Origin of the sequence: Streptomyces sp. NBC_01166, assembly GCF_045039765.1 — a bacterium.
GTDB lineage: Bacteria > Actinomycetota > Actinomycetes > Streptomycetales > Streptomycetaceae > Streptomyces.
Map to the genome: position 1 here is coordinate 973,327 of NZ_CP108613.1, position 23,344 is coordinate 996,670.

Below are 23,344 nucleotides of genomic sequence, written 5' to 3' on the forward strand. Positions count from 1 at the left end.
CGTGGCATCCGTACATCCTCTCGCGGGCACGGAGGCTCCCGGGCAGGACCCGGTCATCGGCGCGCTGGGAGCTCTCGGCGAGCCGGTCGACTGCGCCGGGCTGCGGAGTCTGTCGCTGGAGGGCCCCCAGGTGCTGTGGCTCGTCGTGGGCGGCGCCCTCGACCTGTTCGCCGTGGACGCGGTGGAGCAGGGGCACTGGCACTTCCTGGGCCGGCTCGAACCGGGAACACTCGTGCTGGGCCCCGTCGAGGGCCCGCAGCACACCCTGGTCGGGCGGCCGCTCCAGGAGTGCGTGCTGCGCCGGATCCCGCTGCGTGAGCTGTACCGGCCGGAGTACGCCGACCAGGGGGCGCACGAGGCGCAGTACCGCAGCCGTTACGACACCGGGGACGCGACGCTGAGCCTGCTGGAGCACGCCTTCTCGCTCGGCGTGGGCCGGAGCCAGCGGGTGCTGTTCGAGGCCCCGCTGGACGGGCGGACCACCTTCGACGAAGCGGTGGGCGACGACGACATCCTGTGGCTTCCGGTGTCGCCCGGCAGTGTGCAGTACGGCGCCGCGTTCAGCGCCGAGGCGGCGGGTGACCTGCTCGTCGACCCGGCGATGTGGCAGGGGATGGTCAATCAGCAGTACCGCCTGCTCTCGGCGCTGGACCGCTGGATCGAACAGCTGGAGCGCGCGCACGAGGACCGGACCGCGGCGGGCATGAAGGCGGGCGAGGCCGTCCGCAAGGAGGCCGACCAGGCGCTGCTGACGTCGATCGGCCGGTCCCGGAGGGGCTCCTCGCCTGCGACGGGGGCCTCGGACGACGCGGTGTACGCGGCCTGCCGCCTGGTGGCGCGGGACTCCGGGATCGTCCTCGGTGAGCCCGCGACGGGCGGGGCGGTGAGCGACCGGATCGACCCGGTGGAGCGGGTGGCGGTCGCCTCGCGTGTCCGCACCCGGGCGGTACGGCTCGCCGGACGGTGGTGGCGGGAGAACTCCGGGCCGCTGGTGGGCCGTCGGGCCGCGTCCGGAGCACCGGTCGCCCTGCTCTGGCGCCGGGGCCGCTACGAGGCGGTCAACCCGCTGACGGGGCGGCGCAGCCGTGTCGACAGCTCCTCCGCGCAGGAGTTCGACGAACGAGCCGTGATGTTCTACCGGCCGCTGCCGGAGCAGCCCTTGAGCAAGAGGCAGCTGCTGCGGTTCGGCCTGTTCGGCACCAGGGGCGACCTTCGGAGACTTGTGCTGGCGGGGCTGGTGACGGTGGCGCTGGGTTCGCTGGTGCCGATCGCGACCGGCAAGGTGCTCGGCGTGTACGTGCCCAACGCGCAGAACGCCCTCATCGTGCAGGTGTCGCTGGCCGTCATCATCTCCGGTGTGGTCTCGGCGGCCTTCATGCTGCTGCAGAACCTCACGATCCTGCGGATGGAGGGGCGGATCGAGAGCACGCTCCAGCCCGCGGTCTGGGACCGGCTGCTGCGGCTGCCGACGAAGTTCTTCACGGAGCGCTCCACGGGCGAACTGGCGAGCGCGGCGATGGGGGTCAGCTCCATCCGCAGGGTGCTGTCCGGCACCGGTCCGGTCGTCGTGCAGGCGGGCACGCTGGGGGCGATGAATCTGGGCCTGCTGCTCTGGTTCAGTGTGCCGCTGGCTCTCACCGCCGTCGCGATGCTGGTGGTCATCGCCGGGGTGTTCCTCACCATGGGCATGTGGGAGCTCCGTTGGCAGCGCCGTCTGGTCGTGCTGGGCAACAAGCTCAACAACCAGGCGTTCCAGACGCTGCGAGGGCTGCCCAAGCTGCGGGTCGCTGCGGCCGAGAGCTTCGCGTACGGGGCGTGGGCGGCCGAGTTCGCCCGCAGCCGCGAGCTGCAGAAGCGGGCGGGCCGGATCAAGAATCTGACGACGGTCCTGAACGCGGTCTATCTGCCGCTGTGTTCGCTCGTCATCTTCGTCCTGCTGGCGGGCCCGGCACGCGGATCACTCACGGCCGCCGAGTTCCTGACCTTCAACACGTCCGTGACGATGCTGCTGACGGCCGTCACCCAGCTGACCGGGGCCTTCGTGTCAGCCGCCGCCGTACTGCCGATGTTCGAGCAGATCAAGCCGGTGCTCGACGAGGCACCCGAGGTACGCGGCGCCAGCACCCAGCCGGGCGAGCTGTCCGGGGAGATCGAGGCCAGAGGGGTGTCGTTCCGCTACTCCGACGACGGCCCCGTCGTCCTCGACGACGTGTCGCTGACCGTGCGCCCCGGGGAGTTCGTCGCGGTCGTCGGCCCGAGCGGATGCGGCAAATCGACCCTGCTGAGGCTCCTCATCGGCTTCGACAAGCCGGTCTCGGGCAGTGTCCTGTACGACGGCCAGGACCTGACGGCGCTCGACCAGGCGGCGGTGCGCCGCCAGTGCGGGGTCGTCCTGCAGAACGCCCAGCCGCTGTCCGGATCGATCCTGGACTGCATCTGTGGCGCCGAGGTCTTCACCCAGGAGGAGGCGTGGGAGGCCGCGGCGATGGCGGGGCTGGCCGAGGACATCAAGCGGATGCCGATGGGGCTGCAGACCATGATCTCCGGCGGGGGCTCGATCTCCGGGGGGCAGCGCCAGCGGCTGATGATCGCCCAGGCTCTCGTCCGGCGCCCTCGCATCCTGTTCTTCGACGAGGCGACCAGTGCGCTGGACAACGAGACGCAGCGCACGGTGATCGAGAGCACGAGGTCCCTGCGGGCCACCCGGGTGGTGATCGCGCACCGGCTGTCCACGGTCATGGACGCCGACCGGGTGATCGTCATGGCGGACGGCCGCGTCGTCCAGGAGGGGCCGCCCGCCGAGCTCCTCGCGGACACGGACGGGCAGCTCCATGAACTGGTGCGGCGTCAGATGAGCTAGGACCGGCGCCCGCCCGGTACGGGGGGCTCCACCGCGTCGCGGATGCTGGCACGGGCCGCCGCGGCGACGGCCTCGGCGGTGATGCCGAACTCGTCGTACAGCCGCTGGTAGTCGGCGGAGGCGCCGTAGTGCTCCAGGCTGACGATCCGGCCGGCGTCGCCGACCACCTCGCGCCAGCCCTGGCCGACGGCGGCCTCGACGCTCACCCGTGCGCGCACGTCCGGCGGCAGCACCTCGTCCTGGTAGGACAGCGGCTGCTCGGCGAACCATTCGCGGCAGGGCATCGAGACCACGCGGACGGCCAGGCCTTCGTCGACGAGCAGCTTGCGGGCGTCGAGAGCGATCTGGACCTCCGACCCCGTCGCCACGAGGATGACGTCGGGGACGGTTCCGGAGGCCTCCACGAGGATGTAGGCGCCGCGCGCGGCTCCCTCGGCTGGGGCGTGGACCCCGTCGGCACGGTCGAGCACCGGCAGGTTCTGCCGGGTGAGGACGAGGCCGGCGGGCCGGTCGGTGTGCTCCAGGATCGTCCGCCAGCAGGTGGTGGTCTCGTTGGCGTCCCCGGGGCGTACGACGTCGAGCCCGGGGATCGCGCGCAGGGCGGCCAGGTGTTCGACGGGCTGATGGGTGGGACCGTCCTCGCCGAGCCCGATCGAGTCGTGGGTCCACACATAGGTGGCGGGAAGCTTCATCAGGGCGCCGAGGCGGACGGCGGGGCGCATGTAGTCGCTGAACGTGAGGAACGTGCCGCCGTAGGGACGGGTCAGGCTCTGCAGCGCGATGCCGTTGAGCACCGCGCCCATGGCGTGCTCGCGGATGCCGAAGTGCAGGGTGCGCCCGTAGGGGCCTCCCGAGAACTCGGCCGTCTGCCGGTCGGCCGGGATGAAGGAGGGCTCGCCGTCCATGGTGGTGTTGTTGCTCCCCGCGAGGTCCGCGGAGCCGCCCCACAGCTCGGGCAGGACCGGTGCGAGCGCGGTGAGCACCTTGCCGGACGCCTTGCGGGTGGCCATGCCCTTGGGGTCGGCCGGGAAGTCCGGCAGGGCGTCGGTCCAGCCGTCCGGGAGCTCCTGCTCACGCAGCCGGTCCAGCAGGGCCGCCCTCTCCGGGCTGGCGGTCCGCCACTCCTCGTAGGCCCGCTCCCAGCGCTTCCGGGCCTCCCTGCCCCGCTCCCCCACGGCCCGGGTGTGGGCGAGGACCTCGTCCTCCATGGGGAAGTACTCCTCGGGGTCGAAGCCGAGGAGCCGCTTGGTGCCGGCGACCTCGTCGTCCCCCAGGGCCGCCCCGTGCGCCTTACCGGTGTTCTTCTTCGTGGGCGCCGGCCATCCGATGATCGTGCGCAGCATGATCAGTGAGGGCCGGGACCGCTCCGCCTTCGCCGCCTCGATCGCGGCGAGCAGCGCGTCGACGTCCTCGACGTAGTCGCCCGTTCGGGTCCAGTCCACGGTCTGCACGTGCCAGCCGTACGCGGCGAAGCGGGCCGGCACGTCCTCACTGAACGAGATGTCTGTGTCGTCCTCGATGGAGATGTGGTTGGAGTCGTAGAAGGTGATGAGGTTGCCCAGCTGCTGATGTCCTGCCAGCGACGCGGCCTCGGAGGCGACGCCCTCCATCATGTCGCCGTCGGACGCGAGCACGTAGACGTGGTGGTCGAACGGGCTGGTGCCAGGTGCGGCGTCCGGGTCGAGCAGGCCCCGCTCCCGGCGTGCGGCCATCGCCATCCCGACGGAGGCGCCCATGCCCTGGCCCAGCGGTCCCGTGGTGATCTCGACGCCGCGGGTGTGCCGGTACTCCGGGTGGCCGGGGGTCGCCGACCCCCAGGTCCGCAGCGCCTTCAGGTCGTCCATCTCCAGGCCGTAGCCGGCCAGGTAGAGCTGGATGTACAGGGTGAGGCTGGTGTGGCCGCACGAGAGGACGAAGCGGTCCCTGCCCAGCCATTGGTCGTCGGCGGGGTCGTGCCGCATGACCTGCTGGAAGAGCAGGTAGGCGAGCGGGGCCAGGCTCATCGCCGTGCCGGGGTGGCCGTTGCCCGTCTTCTGCACGGCATCGGCGGCGAGTACCCGCACGGTGTCCACCGCGCGCAGGTCCACGTCGCTCCACCCCGCCCGCTCGGCCAGTGGCCGGGCGAGGCCGGGGTCTCGTGATGCCGTTAGGCCTGAAGAGGATCGCTCGGGCGCCATGGTTTTGTCTCCCTCGGACGTCGCGTCTCGGTACGACGGGGCCGGTAGGTGCGGCTCGCCACCTTTCGCATCCTCTGTTTTCCCGCCGCCCTCCGCACCCGGAGTGGCGGCGGAAGAGGCTCCGTCGCCCGGTCGCCTACCCTCTGCGGCCCCCGACAGGCACGACGAACTTGTTCGTAACGAACATGTTCGTTACCGTTGGACAGTGACCCCGCGATCCCCGGAACACCGAAGCCGCCGCGAACGGCCGGCCAAGCCCGCCCTCACCCACGAAACCATCGTCAGTGCAGCCGTCCGGCTCATGGCCGCCGAAGGACTGCAGCGCGTCACCATGCGCCGACTGGCCCAGGAGCTCGACACCGGGCCCGCTTCGCTGTACGTGTACGTCGCCGGCACGGCGGAACTGCACGCCGCGATCCTCGAGGAGCTTCTCGGCGAGGTCGACCTCACTCCGGCCGCCGGCGACGGCGACTGGCGTGACCGGCTGGCGCAGGTACTCCTGTCGTACACCCGCGTCCTTTTCGACCACCCCGGCCTCGCCCGTTCCGCACTGCTCGCCCGGCCCGCCGGGCCGCACTACCTGGCGCTCGTCGAGACGGTCCTCGCGATCCTGCACCAGGGCGACGTGCCCGACGCGCAGGCCGCCTGGGGAGTGGACGTACTCCTCCAGGTGGCCACCGCCACCGCTGCCGAGCAGTCCGGGCGCGCGGGCGATCCCGACGCCGAGGCCGAGCACGACGCCCTCGTCGAGACATTGCGGCAGGCATCCCCCCGGGCCCACCCGCGTATCGCCGCCCTCGGCAGCGACCTCGCCTCCGGTACCCCGCAGCAACGGCTGGCCTGGATCTTCCGTGCGGTCGTCAACGGCACGGCCGGCACACCCCGCTGAGCCCGCCGGAAGTGCCCGTACCCGTACGAAGGAAAGCGAAGGCATGACCATGAACACCACCCCGCACCACCCCATAACCATCGTCGGCGCCGGCATCGGCGGCCTGGTCCTCGCCAGGGTTCTTCACGTGCACGGCTTCGAGTCCGCCGTCTTCGACCTGGACGCCGACCGGCATGCCCGCACCCAGGGCGGCATGCTCGACATCCACGGGGAGACCGGGCAGGCGGCGCTGCGCGCCGCGGGGCTGTACGAGGAGTTCCGGGCCCGGGTGCATCCCGGCGGCGAAGCCGCGCGCGTGGTCGACAAGCAGGGCCGCGTGATGCTGGACCACAAGGACGACGGCAACGGCGACCGGCCCGAGATCGACCGCGGCGATCTGCGCGATCTCCTGCTCGACTCGCTCCCCGGGGGCACCGTCCGCTGGGGCGCCAAGGTCATGGGGGCAGAGCCGCTCGGCGACGGGCGCCACGCGGTGACGCTCGCCGACGGCACCACGTTCACCACCGGCCTGCTCATCGGGGCGGACGGAGCGTGGTCGAGGATCCGGCCGCTCCTGTCCGGGGCCCGGCCCGCGTACACCGGCATCTCCTTCGTCGAGCTCGACCTCCACGACGCCGATGCCCGCCACCCCGAGTGCGCCGAGCTGATCGGGGGCGGGATGTTCTTCGGGCTCGGCGAGAACAAGGGGTTCCTCGCCCACCGCGAGACGGACGGGAGTCTGCACGTCTACGTGGCGCTGCGCGCAGCCGAGGACTGGCTGTCCACCGTCGACTTCACCGACACCGAGGCCGCGAAGGCCGCGCTGCTGGCGCACTTCACCACATGGGCGCCCGGCCTGCGCAAGCTGATCACCGAGGCGGACGGCCCACTGACCCCCCGCCTCATCCACGCACTGCCCACCGGGCACCGCTGGCAGCGCGTTCCCGGTGTCACCCTGCTCGGCGACGCCGCGCACCTGATGTCGCCGTTCGCGGGTGAGGGCGCCAACCTCGCCATGATCGACGGTGCCGACCTGGGGCAGGCCGTCGCCACTCACCAGGGGGACACCGAGGCCGCGCTGTCGGCCTACGAGGCGGTCCTGTTCCCGCGGAGCGAGCAGACCGCCCTGGAGTCCGCACGGGGCCAGGAGACGCTGTTCGACGACCGGGCGCCGCAGCCGCTCATCGACATGTTCACCTCTCATGGGGAAGGCGGAGCCTGACCGTTGGATGACGGCGCCCTTGTTCCCGAGGGGTCCGGCTTGGACACAGGCCGAGCCGCTGCGTGCGTGGACGTTCAGCCGAAGCGGCTGAACAGCTCTTCGAGATAGTCCTCCAACCTTCTTGTGAGCAGGGCCGAGGTCAGGTCGGTGCGACCCAGTTCACGCCAGGGCACCGCTACCTTCTCGGCATCCGGCGCGAACCCGAGCGCATCCAGGACACGCCAGTACAGGTGAGCGGCCGGGTCGTCGCTCAGCGCGCCCCCGCAGGCCAGATAGCTGTCGGCCAGCCGCATTCCTTCCTGGACGCCGTACAGGAGAGCCAGGGCGGTGGAACAGTGCGCCACGTCCAGATCGGCCGGCCCCCAGGAGGTCTCCACCCAGTCGACGACACCACTGATCTCCGTGCGGGCGCCCTGCCCGGTGAGGAGCACGTTGCCGGGGTGGAAGTCCCGGTGCAGGAAGCAAGGCCGGTATTCAGGTGGATCGCGCCGGATGACGTCCACAGCTCGCTGCCACAAGTCCGGTCGCCCGGTGGATTCGGGCAGCCGCACCCGGTCGGGCGAGGCCCAGCCCTGGTACACGCGTGGCCGGACCTCGGGCGGGACACGCACCTGGTGAATACCGAGGAGTTGGCGGGCCAGAAGCTCGGTCCGCAGCCCCGCCCCCACCTCATCCAATCGCACACCGCCGGGCAGCAGTGACATCAGCAACGACGGGTGGTCGCAGTACGCCGCCGTCGCATCGACACCGAGACACTCCGCCACCGGCACCTCGGTCTCGCGGAGAAGAGTCAACACATCCGATTCGCGGGTGAGCAGACCCTTCGCATGCTGGACGAAGAAGGGCTTCACGAACGACCTCAGCACGAACCACTGCGGCTCCGCCGTCCCACTGACGCGAAGACTCCGCATCTCCGAGGTCCAGCCCCCACGCAGTCGCTCGACGGCGTCGATGCGGCGCCCTCCGCCGAGACGTTCCTCCACCCAGGCGCGCGTGTCGGACCAGCCTCGGTCATCGATGGCGCCCGCGACGGCCACACCCTCATTCGCAACCATGCACACAACCTATCGACCGCCTGTGGATGATCAGGTTCACCTCAGGACGGAGAGTCGGCGGGCGGATCGCCCGGAGCCCGGCCCCACCCGCTCACATCACCGCGACGTCCGTGAAGCGGGCCGCGGTGTGCAGTTCGGACTCGATGTCCCCCGCGGTGCGGCGCAGTTCGGGCAGCACCTGCTCCAGGCATTCACCGATCGTCCGGCTGCTGCTGTGCATGGCGACGTTGATGGACGCGATCGCCGTGCCCGCCCGGTCCCGTACGGGTACGGCGATCGAGCGCAGGCCCGCCTCCAGCTCCTCGTCGACCAGGGCGTACCCCTCGGTGCTCACACGCTCCAGCGCGGCTTCGAGTTCGGTGCGGTGGGTGAGGGTGTGGGGCGCCAGGGGGCGCAGCTCCGCGTGGTCGAGGAGCGGCCCGAGCTCGTCCGCGGGCAGTCCGGCCAGCAGGGCGCGGCCCAGAGAGGTGGCGTAGGCGGGGAAGCGTGTGCCGACGGTGATGTCGACGTTCATGATGCGGTGGGTGGCGGCGCGCGCCACGTACTGCACGGAGTCGTCGACGAGGACGGCGAGGGAGGCTGAATCCTCGATCCGTCCGGCCAGCGCGGCGAGGTGTGGATCGGCGATCTTCGCCAGGGTCGTACGGGAGAGCGGTGCGTAGCCGAGGGCCAGGACGCGTGGTGTCAGCCGGTGGTCACGGCCTTCGACCGTGACGTACCCGAGGTGTTCGAGGGTGATCAGGGCGCGGCGGGCGGAGGCGCGCGAGAGACCGGTGGCGCGTGCGACGGCACTGAGCGTCAGGCCGGCGCCGTCCTCCCCGAAGGCGGTGATGACCGTCAGGCCCCGGGCGAGGGACTCGATGAACTCCCGGCCGAGCTCCTGCTTCGAGGCCGTGGTCCAGGAGGCGAGGGCGCCCGGGGCCGAAGTCGGGTCCGCGGGGGGCTCGTCACGCAGTCGGCGCTCCATCGCAGAGGCGGCGTCGAGCAGCCGGGGCAGGAGGTCCTCCCGGAGGCCCCGCACGGTGTGCCTGCTGGTGTGGCTGACCACGCTGAGCACGCACGCGAAGCCTCCCGCGTGATCCCGCACCGGCACGGCGAGGGCGAGGAGGCCTGGCTCGATCAGCTGGTCGTCCACCACCCAGCCGTCCGCCCGCGCCGATTCCACCCGCTCCTCGAACAGGTCGTCCGCCGACCGGGGCCCCCGAGGCAGGGACGGGAAGTCCGCCCCGTCCGGGTCCGAAGCCCGCCGCTCCCGCCAGGCCCGCCACTCCTCCGATCCCCATCGGGTGGCGAACAGCGTGCCCGGGGCGGTGCGTTCGGCCGGCAGCAGATCACCGATGCGGAAGCGCAGGGACATCGCGCGCCGGCGGGTGGCCTGGTGCACGAAGCGGACACCGCTGCCGTCGGGAACGGCGAGGGAGACGGACTCGTCGAGCTCCTCCGCGAGGTCGTCCACCCGGCCGCCGAGGAGGCCGGGAAGGCGGACCGAGGAGAGGTAGGCGTTGCCCAGCTCCATCAGGCGCGGCGCGAGGGTGACGACCTTGCCGTCGAGGCGGACGTATCCCGTGCGGGCGAGCGTGAGCGTGATCCGGTCGACGGTCGAGCGGGCCAGCCCGGTGGCGCGCTCCAGATCACTGAGGCCGAGGGAGCCGTCGGCGTCGGTCAGCCGGCGCAGGACGGCTATGCCGCGCATCAGCGGGGCCACCGCCTCCGCGGGCGTCTCCTCGCCCGGCTGTGGCGTGCCGGTCGGTGCCATCTGTCCTCCGTCGGGTGGGGGCGGCCGATGCCGGGACCGTTGACAGAGCTCCGGCCCTGGCGGCAGACTCACACCATCGTAGTGAAGGAAACTTCACTATGCGAACACTATTGGATGGACGGTCCCATGGACAAGGTGGTCGCGTCAGCGGCGCTGGCCGTCGCCGACGTGCCGGACGGCGCTTCGGTGGCGGTGGGAGGCTTCGGTCTCAGCGGTGTGCCGAACGTGTTGATCGATGCTCTGTACGCGAGCGGCGTCAGCGGGCTCGGTGTCGTGTCCAACAACTGCGGAGCGATGGACACGGGGCTCGCGGTGCTGCTCTCCGCCGGCCGGATCACCAGGGTGACCGGCTCGTACATCGGCGGGAACAAGGAGTTCGCCCGGCAGTACCTCGGGGGCGAGCTGGAACTCGAACTGATCCCCCAGGGCACCCTCGCCGAGCGCCTCCGGGCGGGCGGGGCGGGGATACCCGCGTTCTACACCCCCGCCGGCGTGGGCACGCAGGTCGCCGACGGCGGGCTCCCCTGGCGCTACGACGGCGACGGCGGGGTGGCCGTGGCCTCCCCGGCCAAGGAGGTACGCGACTTCGACGGCACCGAGTACGTCCTGGAGCACAGCATCCGCACCGACTTCGCCCTCGTCAGGGCGGCGAAGGGCGACCGGCACGGCAATCTGGTCTTCAACAAGTCCGCGCGCAACTTCAACCCGCTCGCCGCCATGGCCGGCCGCATCACCGTCGCGGAGGTCGAGGAGCTGGTCGAACCGGGCGAGATCGACCCGGACCACGTGCACCTGCCCGGCATCTTCGTGCAGCGGGTGGTCGCGCTGACAGCCGAGCAGGCCGTGGACAAGAAGGTCGAGAAGCGGACGATCACGGAGCGGGGGGCACAGGGCTGATGGCCTGGAACCGGAACGAGATGGCCGCCAGGGCGGCCGCGGAGCTGCGCGACGGCGAGTACGTCAACCTCGGCATCGGACTGCCGACGCTGATCCCGAACCACCTGCCCGAGGGCGTTCACGTCGTCCTGGAGTCCGAGAACGGCATCCTGGGCACCGGCGCCTTCCCGTACGACGAGGATGTCGACCCCGATCTGATCAACGCGGGCAAGGAGACGGTGACCGTGCGTCCCGGGGCCTCGTTCTTCGACTCGGCGCTCTCCTTCGGCATGATCCGGGGCGGTCACATCGACGCCGCCGTCCTCGGGGCGATGGAGGTCTCGGCCCGGGGCGACCTCGCCAACTGGGCGGTGCCGGGAAAGATGGTGACGGGCATCGGCGGGGCCATGGACCTCGTGCACGGGGCCCGCCGCGTCATCGTGACCATGACGCACACCTCCAAGGACGGCAGCCCGAAGATCGTCGAGGAGTGCACCCTTCCACTGACCGGCAAGGCGTGCGTCCACCGCATCATCACGGATCTCGCCGTGCTCGACGTGACCGACGACGGCCTGCTCCTGGTGGAGACCGCCCCCGGGGTGAGTGTCGCCGAGGTCCTGGAGAGGACGGCCGCCCCGGTCATCACCCCCGAAAGGGTCACCTCATGAGCTTCCGCCCCCGCGACGTGTACATCGTCGACGCCGTCCGCACCCCGATCGGCAGGTACAACGGGGCACTGGCGCAGGTACGGCCCGACGACCTCGCCGCCCACACCATCCGCGCACTGCTCGAGCGCACCCCGGAGCTCGACCCGTCGCGCATCGGTGACGTGGTGCTGGGAAACGCCAACGGCGCGGGTGAGGAGAACCGCAACGTCGGCAGGATGGCCGCGCTCCTCGCGGGTCTGCCGGTCTCCGTCCCCGGCGTGACCGTCAACCGCCTCTGCGCCTCCGGCCTCGAAGCCGTGGTGCACGCGGCCCGTGCGGTGGCGCTCGGGGACCACTCGCTCGTCGTGGCCGGCGGCGTCGAGTCGATGACCCGCGCCCCGTACGTCCTGCCCAAGAGCGACCGCGCCTTCCCCGCCGGGCACACCGAGATGTACTCGACCACCCTGGGCTGGCGCATGGTCAACCCCCGGATGGATCCGCAGTGGACGGTGCCGCTCGGCGAGAGCGCCGAGCTGATCGCCGACAAGCACGCCATCAGCCGGGAACAGCAGGACGAGTTCGCTCTCGCCTCCCACCGGAAGGCGTCGGCGGCACGGGCGGCGGGGCTGTTCGACGGGGAGATCGCGCCCCTGACGATCCCGCGCCGGAAGGGCGATCCGCTCGTCGTCGACCGGGACGAGTGCATCAGGGACGACGCCTCGCTGGAGGCCATGGCCAAGCTCCGCCCGTCGTTCCGCACGGAGGGCGGCACCGTCACCGCGGGCAACTCCTCCCCGCTGAACGACGGTGCGGCGGCCCTGCTGCTGGCGGACGAGGAAGGCCTCCGGGCCACAGGCCGCGAACCGCTCGCCCGGATCACGGCCTCCGCCGTGTCGGCCAACGAACCGCACTACTTCGGGCTCGCTCCCGTCGAGGCCGTGAACAGGGCGCTCGACCGGGCGGGCAGGAGCTTCGCCGACCTCGCGGCCCTCGAACTCAACGAGGCGTTCGCCGCCCAGGTCCTGGGCTGCCTCGCCGAGTGGCCCGACCTCGACCCGTCCGTCCTCAACCCTCGTGGTGGAGCGATCGCGATCGGCCACCCGCTCGGCGCCTCGGGAGCCCGCCTCGCCGGGTCCGTCGCGCACCAGCTCAGGGCCGCCGGGTCCGGGACCGGCGTGGCGACACTGTGCATCGGCGTGGGCCAGGGCTCCGCGCTGGTGCTGGAGAGGTAGCCCGGGGCTGCGGGGGCGCCCTCCTCCCGAGCGGCGGAACGGGCGTGCCGGATGAATGATGGACGGCATGACCTCCCAGACCGTGATTCCGGCGGCGGACACGATGCCGCCCGTGCGGCTGCCGCCGCCGGGCGGCCCGGAAGGCACGAGGACGTCGAGCACGGGCGGAGAGGGCCGCCCGGGGACGGCGAGGGCCGCTCGATGAGGTCCACGGACGGGCTGCTGGAGATCGGCTTCATGCGCACGGTGTTCGACAGCCTGGGGACAGGGGTCTTCGTCACCGACAACACCGGCAGGCTCACCGCCTGCAACCCACGTGCTCAACAGATCCTCCGCCGTCCGCAGGAGCAGATGCTCGGTCATGACATGCACGATCTGCTGCACCGCGGACCGGACGGCGCCACGGTCCCGCGGGACGAGTGCGTCATGCTGACCGTCCTGGAGAGCGGCCGGCCGGCCGAGGGCAGCGAGGAACTCTTCCTGCGTGGGGACGGCACCCTGGTGCCGATCATCTGGGCGGCGACTCCGTTGCGGCACGAGGGACTTGCGGAAGGCTCGGTGGTCGTCTTCCACGATTTCAGCCTGCACCGTGACGCGGCCGAGCAGACCGCGGCCTATCTCGCGGCCCTGGAGGGGCTCACCGCCCGGCTGACGATGGTGGCGGAGGTGTCGACGGTCCTGATCTCCGCCCTGGAGACACCGGAGATGCTGGACAGACTGGCCGGACTGCTCGTGCCGGACATGGGTGACTGGGCTGCGATCGACGTGCACACCGCGAGGCAGGCGGGCGAGATGCAGCGCGTCGCCGTCCGTGCCCCTCGCGACCACCGGGCGGCCGAGTCACTCAAGGGCCCGCTGCCGCCCCTGCCCGAATCAACCCGTTCCGCCGTGGTCCAGGCCATGCGGAGCGCCGAGCCCGTCGTTCTCGACGCGGACGCCCTCGCGGAGCTGCCGGACAGCCCGCTCGCGCGCGCCCACCGGGAACTCTTCGACCGGCTGGGGGGCAGCTGCGCCGTTGTGGTGCCCCTGCACACCCGGCGGCAGGTCTTCGGCGCGCTGACCGTGGCGCGGGTCGCCCCCGGATCCTCCTACAGCGAGGCCGAGGTCTTCGTACTGGCCGACATCGCGCGCCGCGCCGGCCTGGTCATGGAGGCCGCCGTACTGTTCGAGCAGCAGCGGCATGTCGCCGAGACCATGCAGCGCCAGCTCCTCACTCCCCTGCCGCAGGTCGACCACCTCACGATGGCGGCCCGCTACCGGCCCGCCGAGAGCGCCGCCGAGATCGGCGGGGACTGGTACGACTCCTTCCTCCTGGGCGACGGCGTCCTGACGATGGTCATCGGGGACGTCGTCGGCCACGATCTCAAGGCCGCGGCCCACATGGCCGAGGTCCGCAACATGCTGCGCGCCCTGGCCTGGGACCGGACGGAACCCCCCAGTCTGATCATGCGCCGTCTGGACGAGGCCATGACCCATACGAGTGATGCGCCCATGGCCACCTGTGTCTTCGCCCGGATCGAAGGCGAGGAGGGCGGGCCCTGGCAGCTCCACTGGGTCAACGCCGGCCACCCCCCGCCGCTCCTGATCACGGCCGACGGGCACACGCGCTTCCTCGAGGACGGCCACGGCCCTCTCCTCGGTCTCAGCTCGGCCCTGCACATGGGGCTGGGGTGGCCCGACGCCCATGTGGACCTCCCGCCCCGGTCGACGCTGCTGCTGTACACCGACGGGCTCGTCGAGAGCCGCACCCGTGACATCGAAGCCGGTCTCGCCACACTGCGCCGGCATGCCGCGGCCCTGGCCCGTCGGGACATCGAGGACTTCCTCGACGAGCTCCTGGTCCGCATCGAGCCCAGCGGCGACGACGTCGCCCTGCTGGTCCTGCGCACCCCGGCGGCGGGCGTCGGCGCCGGCACGGACGAGGCACCGGCGCAGCATGCGCACAGCCCGGCCGCCGGCAACCGCGGAGCGCCCGGGTCCCGTATCGAGGACACACCCGTCAGGGACACCTCCGAACCGGCCTGACGCATACGACGGGCGTCCTGACAAGGGGGGTTGAGGACACCTTCGATTCGGGGCCGGGACGCACCGATCTTGCGGCGGCCGCCTGGCAGGGTCATCGGTGAGCGACCGATCGGTCCGCGTGATTCCGGGCCACGACTCAGGGGGAACACCCATGCACCGCAAGCACCTCGCCGCAGCAGTCCTGCTCGCCGCCACGCTGACCGGGGCACTCGCCCCTGTGGCAGCCGCCCGTCCGTAGGACCCGGTACAGCGTCAGCTCGACCTGCTCGTGGACAGGGACGGTGTTCCCGGCGCACTCGCGTACGACGGCAGGACCACCCGGACGGCCGGGGTGGCGGACCTGGTGTCCGGCCGTCACATGCCGGGCGCCCAGGGCCGGTTCCGGCTGGCCAGCGACACCAAGGCGTTCACCGCGACCGCCGTCATGCGCCTGGTCGCGGACGGTCGGATACGTCTCGACGACCGCGCCGGGGTCCATGTGCCCCAGCTCGCCGGAAGCGCCATCACCGTACGTCAGCTGCTGAAGCAGACCAGTGGGCTGCCGGAGTACTCCGCGCTGGTCGACTGGTCCGAGGCGGGCACGTCGGAGGAGTATCTGGCGTCGGCGCTCGACGCGGAGCCCGTCTTCGAGCCCGGGGAGGACTGGGCTACTCGAACACCAACTATCTGGTACTCGGCATGGTGATCGACAAGGCCTCGGGCGTCGGCTTCCGCACCTCGAGCGTACGATCCTGCGCCCGCTGCACCTGGACGACACCTACTGGCCGGCCCCGGGCGAGCTGACCCTGCGCGGCCCGCACGCCCGCAACTACGGCGTGCACCCCGCGTCCCCGGAGGCAGGCGTCGTGGACGTGACCGAGCTTCCCGGGTACGAGTTCGGCGCGTCCGGCGGGCTCGTGTCCACACCCGAGGACCTCAACGCCTTCTGGGACGGCCTGTTCGGCGGCCGGCTCCTGCCCGACCGGGCGCTGCGCCCGATGATGCGGGACACCACCGGCATCGGCGGCAGGGACGTCTACCCCGCGGGCAGCCGCTACGGCTACGGCATCGCCTCGATCCCGCTCAGCTGCGGCGGCGTCTACTGGGGCCATGGCGGTGACCTGCCCGGCGGCTCGGTGGGCGGGGGCCGGGCCACGGGCGGCCGGGGCACCGTGACCGTCTACACCACGACCTGGGCGGCCGAGGGCGACAGTCTGGAGCATCTCCAGGGCGCGGTGGACGCCGCGCTGTGCGGCAAGGGCCACGGGTGAGCCGGCCCCACGCCACAAGGACCTGACCCGACGGAGCGCCGGGTCAGGTCCGGCCGGCGACCCTTCGGCCGAGCTGTTCGAGAAAGTGCTGGACGGACTCTGCGGTGACTTCGAAATCGGCGAGCCAGGAGGCGGTGGCCGACCTCCAGACCCGTCCGCTTCCTGCCACCGCGAACAGACGCCCACCACCGTCACTGGCAAACACGATGCCAGGTGGCTCGTCGTCGATCTGGACGGATCCGTACTCGCGCAGGTGCTCCGCTACCGTCGAGGCCGGGTGGACGAAGTATCCGTGCTCCACATCAGGCATGGAAATTTCGCAGACCACCCAGTAAAGGGTCGTCAGGTCGGAGGGGATCGGCGTCAGATCCACGAGTGCGCCCGTCGCCCCATGACTCTCATCCGTTGCGAGGACGACGGCGTTCCCACCGGGCGGATAGCCGTGCGTCTCCAGGAACGACGACATCAGAGCCGAGAGCCCAGCAGAAGTCCGCTCGCACCAGCCCCGTACCCACTCCGCGTCGAGCCGCTCACCGGACACGTCCGTCCTCCTCGCGCCCGACGCGGCAGATGTGTCGCAGGCGTGGGGCCCACTCGGATGTACCGAGGATGACGTTCACTCCGCTGACCTGGTGCTTTTACGCTGGCCGGCATGGAAGCGCGCCTTCTTCTGACGATTCCCGCACGTGTTCATGTCACACCATTTGCGGGTGCGACTCTGGCTGGTGTCGAAGAAGGCGGCCCGGCAGGTCGGGGATGCGCACAAGGCCAGCTTTCCGTCTCGTTCGCCTGCGATGACGCTGATCGCGTCGGCGGCGATCACGCTGAGGGCATCTTCCACACAGGAAGCCGAGCTGAGCCGCCATCGCCGTTCACCCTCGGGCGTCAGGATCGCTGCGGCCCGGCCTTGAGCGCTGCAGTCGTTGATGACTTGGACAGCGGAAGCAGGGAGAGCGTCCTGGATCGCCGCAGCTGTCGCGGCGGCGTGGATCGACTCCCTCAGTTCCCGAGCGAGTTCGAGCTGGGCGGTGGTGCAGGAGTCCACGGCGAGGCCGCTCACCGCCAGCCAGTCGATGAGCCGGTGAGGCGTGGGAATGCGCTCCACAGCGTCACCACGACGCTCCGACAGAGTCCCGGTGAAGCTCATCGCGAGCACCTTGCCGAGGCGGAAGTCAGGGAACGCAGCACACATGGAACCACCTTAGCCGGTTGCAGCGGGGCTCGGAGAACTGCTAGAACCGTCTTAGCCGGTTCACAGAAGACCGTGGCCGGCTCCACGACGGCCAGGAGGTCTCATGCCCCGTCCGACCAGCGACGTGCAAGCATTTGAAGCCCATGCCACTGACGTCGAGCTCGACGATCTGCGCGCGCGACTGGCCGCGGCGCGGCTGCCGGAGGCCGAGACGGTCCATCGCACCGCGCCCGGCCCTCGCCGATGGGAGCAGGGCGTTCCTCTGGCCGACCTCGTCGACGTCGTGAACTACTGGCGCACCGGGTACAACTGGCGGTCGTTCGAAGAGCGCCTCAACCGGATCGGCCAGTTCCGCACGACCATCGATGATCTGGGAATCCACTTCCTGCACCGCCGGTCCCCGCACGCGGATGCCACTCCCCTGCTCCTGACGCACGGCTGGCCGGACAGCATCGCTCGGTTCATCGACGTAGTGGACGAGTTGGCAGATCCGAAGGATGCGAACGCGCCGGCGTTCCACGTCGTGGTCCCCTCGCTGCCAGGCTTCGGTTACAGCGACAAGCCGGCCACCACCGGGTGGGGAACCGAAAAGATCGCAGCCGCGTGGGTGGAGCTGATGGGAAGGCTCGGCTACGACAAGTTCGTGGCCCACGGCGGCGACTGGGGAGGCAACATCACCACGGTTCTCGGCGGCAGGTTCCCGGCGCACGTCCTCGGCATCCACACGACGTTCGCGGAGGGACCGCCCGGGCTGACCACGGACGGGCTGACGGCGATCGAGCGCAGGTGGACCGAGGAAACCCGTGATTTCTGGCGCCACCACGCGGCGTACGCGAAGCAGCAGGCGACCCGACCGCAGACCATCGGCTACTCGCTCGTCGACTCACCGATCGGGCTTCTTGCCTGGATCCTCGACAAGTTCGCCGAGTGGTCGGACACCGAGGACAGCCCGTTCGAGACGATCTCCCGAGACCGCATTCTCGACGACGTCACCCTGTACTGGCTGACGCGGACCGGCGCGTCGGCGGCCCGCATCTACTACGAGAGCCACAACTCGCTGGACCCCGGACTTCGGGTCGACGTCCCGTCGGCACTCACCATGTATCCCCGCGATGTCGAGAAGTGCCCGCGCCCCTGGGCGCAGGAGCGGTACCGGCAGATCGTGCGATGGAGGTCGCCCGAAGCCGGGGGGCATTTCCCGTCGCTGGAGGTTCCCGGATACTTCGTCAAAGACCTGCAAGAGGGCCTCGCGGCGGTGCTGGCCGCCCATCGGTGAACGCGGCTCGGCGACCGGCGCTCGCCTGGACTCCGGGTGCGTCAACGGCCCGCCCGCCTCGGCCCGGGAGGGTCGAAGCTCACCCCGTGCTCGTCGAGCGCGGTGAAGACGGTCACGCGACCCGTCTCGAAGGCGAAGCTGGTGTCGACGTTACCCTGAGCGATGTCCTCGCCTGTCCCTTCGAGCCGTTCGGCCCCCTGAGCGGCAACCCTCGCAAGGGTCGAAGCCGGGCCACCGCGACTGGCGAGGTGGCTGAACGGCGGCAGGGTCGCCTCACCCTCGTGTGCATCACAGCAGGTAGGGATACAGGCTGACCCTGTCGCGCTCGACACGGACCTCGACCCACGTTCCGTCAACCGCAACCGGTGGCAGCGGATCGGCGACGTCGAACAGGATCTGTGAGTCACCCGCTTCCAGCACCGCCCCGCCGTCGCCCGTGAGAGTCAGACGCCCCCGGAAGACGACCTGACTGCCGTTCTCACTCAACGCGGGCGAGGGACAGACCACTGGTTGGGTGTTCCCGCCCCAGGCCACGTCGTCATCAACAGTCCACTCCACATAATGCTCGCAGCCCACATCCGTCGGGCCCCCACACCAGAGCCCGACGGCGACGCCCACCTCCGAGCGCACCCGGACCATCGCAGCCCCGCCGGAGATCTTTCGTACTGCTTCAATCTGGACCAACACCCCGCAATCATCCACGCCAGGGGCGCATACCAAGCCGGTCCTGCGGGCTCATCCGGTCGTGCGGGCGGCCATGTCGAGCAGCTCCTGTATGTGCAGGCCGTGGGCGGCGTCGATGTCGGTCCCCCGGCCGGTCCTGACGGCGGTGGCGAATTCGCGCCGGAGGACCGGCCAGCATTCCTCGTGGTCGATGCCGGCCGTGTCGTAGACCAGCTCCTCCCCCGGGCCGAACAGTTCGATCCTGGTCCGGGCCTTCGGGAGCCGCACGCAGCCCGAGAGGGATGCCTGGCTGACCGCGCCGTTCTCGTGCTCACAGGTCAGTTCGACCCAGCGGCGCGGGTCCCCGGTCGCCCGTACGGAGACGATGGGCGCGACCGCGGTGTCGAGGAGGTCCAGGAGGTGGGGGCCGAGGTCGAGCAGCGCGCCGTGTTCCAGCCGCCAGGACGTGGCGAACTCCCCGCCGAGGAAGGCCCCGTGCAGATAACAGGAGCGGGCTCCCGTGACCTCGCGGGTGGCCGCCTCGGCGAGGAAGGCGCGGGTGGCCGGGTGGTACCGCTTCGTGAGGACGAGCTGGGAGACCACCCCGTGGTCGCGGACGGCGTCCGCCACGGCGCGGGCCGCGCCGAGATCGGCGCCGAGCGGCTTCTCCAGCAGGAGGGCGCGGCCCGCAGCCGCGGCACGGGGTGCGAGGGCGGCCTGCACGGCGGGCGGCACGGCGAACGCGACCGCCTCGCAGCGGTCGAGGAGTTCCTCGAAGGAGTCGGCGACCGGTGCGCCGTAGGGCTCCGCGACCTCGGCCGCGGCCTCGGGGCGGCGCGCCCAGACCGCCGCCAGGGAGGTTTCCGGCCCGGCCGCGAGCATGCGGGCGTGCATGGTCCGGGCCCAGGGCCCTGCGCCCACGAGGCCGACGCGGACCGGTTCGTGGGGGCGGCTGTCCTGGAGGGGGGCGGTGGACATGGTGCTCTCCGTCGTTCTGCTGGGGGCGGTGGCTCAGGCGCCGGTACGGGCGAGTGCCGCGAGGCGGGCGTCGGCGCGTTCGGGCGCGTACAGGTGGTCGATGACCATGCGGGCGGCTCCGACCAGGGCCGCGCGGTCGCCCAGCTCGGAGGTGACGACCTGGAGGTGGGCGGTGGTGCGCGGCATGGCGCGCTGGTAGATGAGTTCGCGGACGCCGGTGAGGAACGGGGTGCCGGCCAGGTCGCCGCTGAGCATCAGTACGCCGGGGTTGAGCAGCGTGACGACCGTGACCAGGACCTCGCCGACGCGCTGTCCCGCCTCGCGGGCGAGCCTGACGGCATCCGGCTGGCCCGCGGCGAGATGCTCGCGTACGTCGGAGCCCGACGCGGTGGGCACACCGGCCGCGGTGAGCTGTCCGGCGATCGACCGGCCGCTGGCGACGGCGGCGAGGCATCCGTAGGACCCGCACATGCACAGTGCGTCAGGGCGATCGTGCAGCCGGATGTGGCCGATGTCGCCCGCCCCGCCGTCGATGCCCCGGTAGACCTCGCCTCCGACGACGACGCCGGCGCCGATACCCGTGGACGCCTTGATGAGGACGAAGGCGCTGCAGTCCGGGTGGCCGGCCCGCTGCTCGGCCAGGGCCATCAGGTTGGCGTCGTTGTCCACGAAGACGGGCAGGGGCCCGGCGGCCGGCATCGGTCCGACGTGCTCGGTCCAGGCCTCCCGCAGTCGTTCCCGTACGGGGAAGCGGTCCCAGCCGGGCATGATCGGCGGCTGCACGATCTGGGCCGACTCCCAGTCCACCGGCCCCGGCACGGAGAGCCCGATGCCGCAGACACGCTCGGCCCCCACTCCCGCCTCGGCGAGCAGCGGGCCGAACCAGCGCGCCAGTTGGTCCAGGGCGCGGTCGGGGCCGTCGGCGATGACGAGGGCCCCGGTGTGCTCGGCGAGGACGGTGCCGGAGAGGTCGAGCGCGGCGACGCGGGCGTGCCGGGTCTCCAGGTCCGCGACGAGCACCACGGCGTGCCCCGGGTCGAACTCCAGCCGGGCGGAGGGGCGTCCGCCGGTGGAGGTGCCGGTGGCGCCGCGCAGCCAGCCCGCTCCGAAGAGCTGGTCGAGCCGGTGTCCCACCGTGGAGCGGGACAGGCCGGTCGCCTGCTGGAGCTCGCCGCGCGTGGTGGCTTCGCCGCTGCGAATGAGCTGCAGCAGATGCCCCGCGCTGGCCTGGTTTCCTGCCATCCCCGCCGTCCTCGCCCTGTCTGTCGCGTCGCTGCCCGGCCCCGGGGGCCGTTGGATCCCGCCCTGCCGGCCCTCCCGGCTCCCGGCGTCAGCCCTTGTCCGCACCGCTGGTCAGGCCCTCGGTGAGGAGCCGTTCGGCGGAGAAGAACAGGAGTACCACAGGGATGGTGAGGACGACCGACCCGGCCATCAGCACCGTCTTGGACACCTCGATGCCGTTGGCGAGTTGCTGGAGACCGAGGGAGACGGTCCACCGTTCCGGGTCGGCCGCCAGGAAGAGGAGGGCGAACAGGAACTCGTTCCAGGCGATCATGAAGACGTACAGCCCGGTGGCCATGAGGGTCGGCAGGGCGAGCGGCAGGATGATCTTGCGTACGGTCTGCAGCCGTGACGCGCCGTCGATCGCCGCCGCCTCCTCGATGCTGAACGGGATGGTGACGAAGTAGTTCTTGAGCATGTAGATCGAGACGGGCACGGTCTGCGCGATGTAGACGATGGCGAGCCCGACGAGGCTCCCGGACAGCCCCATCTTCGCGAACATGACGAAGAGCGGGACGGCCAGCAGCGTGGCCGGGAACAGGTAGACGGCCAGGAAGACCGCGCTGATCTGGCGGTTGCCGAAGAACTTCAGCCGGCTGACGGCGTACGCGCCCGGTACCGCGGCGGCCAGCGTGAGCAGGACGGTGGCGACGGCGACGAGCGCCGAGTTGAGCAGCATGCCGAGGAAGCCCTGGCCGCCGTCCTCCGAGGACTTGAGGACGCTCTCGTACGTGTCGAGCGTGAAGTCCTTCGCCGAGACCCAGAGGTTGCCCGGGTCCAGGAGCAGTGCGTCGATGGGCTTCACCGACAGCATCAGCATGTAGTAGAAGGGCACGATCGTGATCGCCGCGAGAAAGGCGATCACCACCCAGCGCAGGACTCCGAAGAACCGTTCCTCGAACTGGGCGCGGGTCAGCCGCGGCCGGGGCCGCCGCGACTCGGGCAGCGGGCGGGCGGTGCGCTCGGCCGGCTCATGGGTCATGGTCGGGGTGGGGGTCATGCCGACTCCTCCTGCATCTTCTTGCCGAAGAACTTGAAGTAGACGCCCAGGAGGGCCATGAGCACGACGGCGAGGACGAGGGCCTGCGCGGAGGCCGCTCCGACGTCGAAGCGCGAGGTGAGGAAGTCGTAGACGCGGACGGCCACGACGTCCGTGCCGGAACCGCCGCCGGTGAGCAGGTAGATGTCGTCGAACTTGTTGAACGTCATGATGAAGCGCAGGACGGACAGCAGGGCGATGACAGGCATCAGCTGCGGCAGCAGGATGTGGCGGAAGCGCTGGGACAGCGTGGCACCGTCGACCTCGGCGGCCTCCTCGAGACCGTCCGGTACCGCCTGGAGGCGGGCGAGCATGAAGAGGAAGGCGAACGGGAAGTAGCGCCAGGTCTCGAAGGCGATGACGGTGAGCAGCGCCAGCGGGATGTCGAAGTGGACCCCGAGCACGCCGACTTCGTAGGAACGGGTGGACAGGAAGGCGATGGGGTCGTCCCACCCGAAGAGCTTCTGGCCCCATTCGTTCACGATGCCGTACTGCGGGCTGAGTGCGACCTCCCACACGAAGGAGACCGCGACCACGGGGGCGACGTACGGCAGGAGCATGGCGGCGCGCAGTGCGCCCCTTCCGCGGAAGGGCTTGCGCAGGGCGAGGGCGGCGATCAGACCGAGGACGACGGAGCCGGCGGTGGCGCCGACGGTGTAGAGGAGCGTGGTGCCGAGGCTGCTCCAGAAGCCGGGCGAGCCGAAGACCTGGGAGAAGTTGTCCAGGGTCCAGCGACCGAAGAGGCCGTTCTCCTGGATGTCGACCAGCTTGGCGTTCTGGAAGGCGAGCAGGACGGTCCAGAGGATCGGCAGGATCACCACGACCAGGACCACCAGGAAGGTGGGGGTCACGAAGGCGAGGCCCGCGCGGTTCTCCCGCCTGCTCGTACTCTGCGGTGGGATGCGGCGCTTCTTCGCGCCGCTCGTGATTGTGCTCATGGGTCGGTT

General features: G+C 71.0%; 21 protein-coding genes. 11 read left to right on the plus strand and 10 right to left on the minus strand.

Annotated features, from left to right (window positions below):
- Position 1: 1 nt before the first annotated feature.
- Positions 2-2,860, plus strand: a complete 2,859-nt coding sequence (locus OG379_RS04670; protein ID WP_405659580.1) for an NHLP bacteriocin export ABC transporter permease/ATPase subunit — start codon at positions 2-4, stop codon at positions 2,858-2,860.
- Here the strand turns inward: OG379_RS04670 and tkt are convergent.
- Positions 2,857-5,037, minus strand: coding sequence for a transketolase (gene tkt / locus OG379_RS04675; RefSeq protein WP_405659583.1), 2,181 nt, complete (start codon positions 5,035-5,037; stop codon positions 2,857-2,859). The genes OG379_RS04670 and tkt overlap by 4 nt on opposite strands.
- 205 nt (positions 5,038-5,242) lie before the next feature.
- Here tkt and OG379_RS04680 point away from each other — a divergent pair, with 205 nt between their 5' ends.
- On the plus strand, positions 5,243-5,926 hold the full coding sequence (locus tag OG379_RS04680) for a TetR/AcrR family transcriptional regulator (protein WP_405659585.1): 684 nt from the start codon (positions 5,243-5,245) through the stop codon (positions 5,924-5,926).
- Positions 5,927-5,969: 43 nt separating this feature from the next.
- Positions 5,970-7,127, plus strand: a complete 1,158-nt coding sequence (locus OG379_RS04685) for an FAD-dependent oxidoreductase (RefSeq protein ID WP_405659587.1) — start codon at positions 5,970-5,972, stop codon at positions 7,125-7,127.
- Positions 7,128-7,201: 74 nt separating this feature from the next.
- Here OG379_RS04685 and OG379_RS04690 read toward each other — a convergent pair whose 3' ends face one another.
- Positions 7,202-8,182: a phosphotransferase family protein gene (locus OG379_RS04690; RefSeq protein WP_405659588.1), complete on the minus strand. Its 981-nt coding sequence runs from the start codon at positions 8,180-8,182 to the stop codon at positions 7,202-7,204.
- Positions 8,183-8,273: 91 nt separating this feature from the next.
- Positions 8,274-9,938 (minus strand): IclR family transcriptional regulator C-terminal domain-containing protein, encoded by a 1,665-nt coding sequence (locus OG379_RS04695; protein ID WP_405659591.1) that lies wholly within the window; start codon positions 9,936-9,938, stop codon positions 8,274-8,276.
- Between the two features lie 126 nt (positions 9,939-10,064).
- On the opposite strand from OG379_RS04695, the gene OG379_RS04700 reads away from it, so the two are divergent.
- From OG379_RS04700 to OG379_RS04730, 7 genes are all read left to right on the plus strand, one after another.
- Entirely contained in the window at positions 10,065-10,835 is a 771-nt protein-coding gene (locus tag OG379_RS04700; RefSeq protein WP_405659593.1) for a CoA transferase subunit A, read from the plus strand.
- Positions 10,835-11,482 carry a CoA transferase subunit B gene (locus tag OG379_RS04705; protein ID WP_405659595.1) on the plus strand — a complete coding sequence of 216 codons (648 nt, stop codon included), beginning with the start codon at positions 10,835-10,837 and terminating at the stop codon, positions 11,480-11,482. The genes OG379_RS04700 and OG379_RS04705 overlap by 1 nt, the downstream gene beginning before the upstream one ends.
- Positions 11,479-12,693, plus strand: coding sequence for a thiolase family protein (locus tag OG379_RS04710; RefSeq protein ID WP_405659597.1), 1,215 nt, complete (start codon positions 11,479-11,481; stop codon positions 12,691-12,693). The genes OG379_RS04705 and OG379_RS04710 overlap by 4 nt, the downstream gene beginning before the upstream one ends.
- A gap of 201 nt (positions 12,694-12,894) precedes the next feature.
- Positions 12,895-14,718 carry a SpoIIE family protein phosphatase gene (locus tag OG379_RS04715; protein WP_405659600.1) on the plus strand — a complete coding sequence of 608 codons (1,824 nt, stop codon included), beginning with the start codon at positions 12,895-12,897 and terminating at the stop codon, positions 14,716-14,718.
- Positions 14,719-14,815: 97 nt separating this feature from the next.
- Complete coding sequence (locus OG379_RS04720; RefSeq protein ID WP_405659602.1) at positions 14,816-14,956, plus strand: hypothetical protein; 141 nt, start codon at positions 14,816-14,818, stop codon at positions 14,954-14,956.
- A 30-nt stretch (positions 14,957-14,986) separates the two neighbouring features.
- Complete coding sequence (locus tag OG379_RS04725) at positions 14,987-15,403, plus strand: serine hydrolase domain-containing protein (protein ID WP_405659605.1); 417 nt, start codon at positions 14,987-14,989, stop codon at positions 15,401-15,403.
- 61 nt (positions 15,404-15,464) lie between these two features.
- Positions 15,465-15,968, plus strand: a complete 504-nt coding sequence (locus tag OG379_RS04730) for a serine hydrolase (protein WP_405668409.1) — start codon at positions 15,465-15,467, stop codon at positions 15,966-15,968.
- Positions 15,969-16,011: 43 nt separating this feature from the next.
- Here the strand turns inward: OG379_RS04730 and OG379_RS04735 are convergent, their stop codons facing one another.
- A complete protein-coding gene (locus OG379_RS04735; protein WP_405659608.1) occupies positions 16,012-16,509 on the minus strand; it encodes a hypothetical protein in 498 nt (165 codons plus the stop codon).
- A 75-nt stretch (positions 16,510-16,584) separates the two neighbouring features.
- Positions 16,585-17,160, minus strand: coding sequence for a CGNR zinc finger domain-containing protein (locus OG379_RS04740; RefSeq protein WP_405659611.1), 576 nt, complete (start codon positions 17,158-17,160; stop codon positions 16,585-16,587).
- A gap of 103 nt (positions 17,161-17,263) precedes the next feature.
- On the opposite strand from OG379_RS04740, the gene OG379_RS04745 reads away from it, so the two are divergent.
- The gene (locus OG379_RS04745; protein WP_405659613.1) at positions 17,264-18,436 is read left to right on the plus strand and encodes an epoxide hydrolase; all 1,173 of its coding nucleotides are present in this window, start codon (positions 17,264-17,266) and stop codon (positions 18,434-18,436) included.
- Positions 18,437-18,724: 288 nt separating this feature from the next.
- Here the strand turns inward: OG379_RS04745 and OG379_RS04750 are convergent, their stop codons facing one another.
- The 5 genes from OG379_RS04750 to OG379_RS04770 form a co-directional block, all read right to left on the minus strand.
- The gene (locus OG379_RS04750) at positions 18,725-19,123 is read right to left on the minus strand and encodes a hypothetical protein (protein ID WP_405659616.1); all 399 of its coding nucleotides are present in this window, start codon (positions 19,121-19,123) and stop codon (positions 18,725-18,727) included.
- A gap of 48 nt (positions 19,124-19,171) precedes the next feature.
- A complete protein-coding gene (locus tag OG379_RS04755) occupies positions 19,172-20,077 on the minus strand; it encodes a Gfo/Idh/MocA family protein (RefSeq protein WP_405659618.1) in 906 nt (301 codons plus the stop codon).
- A 33-nt stretch (positions 20,078-20,110) separates the two neighbouring features.
- Positions 20,111-21,319: an ROK family transcriptional regulator gene (locus OG379_RS04760; protein WP_405659620.1), complete on the minus strand. Its 1,209-nt coding sequence runs from the start codon at positions 21,317-21,319 to the stop codon at positions 20,111-20,113.
- 88 nt (positions 21,320-21,407) lie between these two features.
- A complete protein-coding gene (locus OG379_RS04765; protein WP_393757120.1) occupies positions 21,408-22,274 on the minus strand; it encodes a carbohydrate ABC transporter permease in 867 nt (288 codons plus the stop codon).
- Between the two features lie 80 nt (positions 22,275-22,354).
- Entirely contained in the window at positions 22,355-23,335 is a 981-nt protein-coding gene (locus OG379_RS04770) for a carbohydrate ABC transporter permease (protein WP_405659622.1), read from the minus strand.
- Positions 23,336-23,344: the final 9 nt, after the last annotated feature.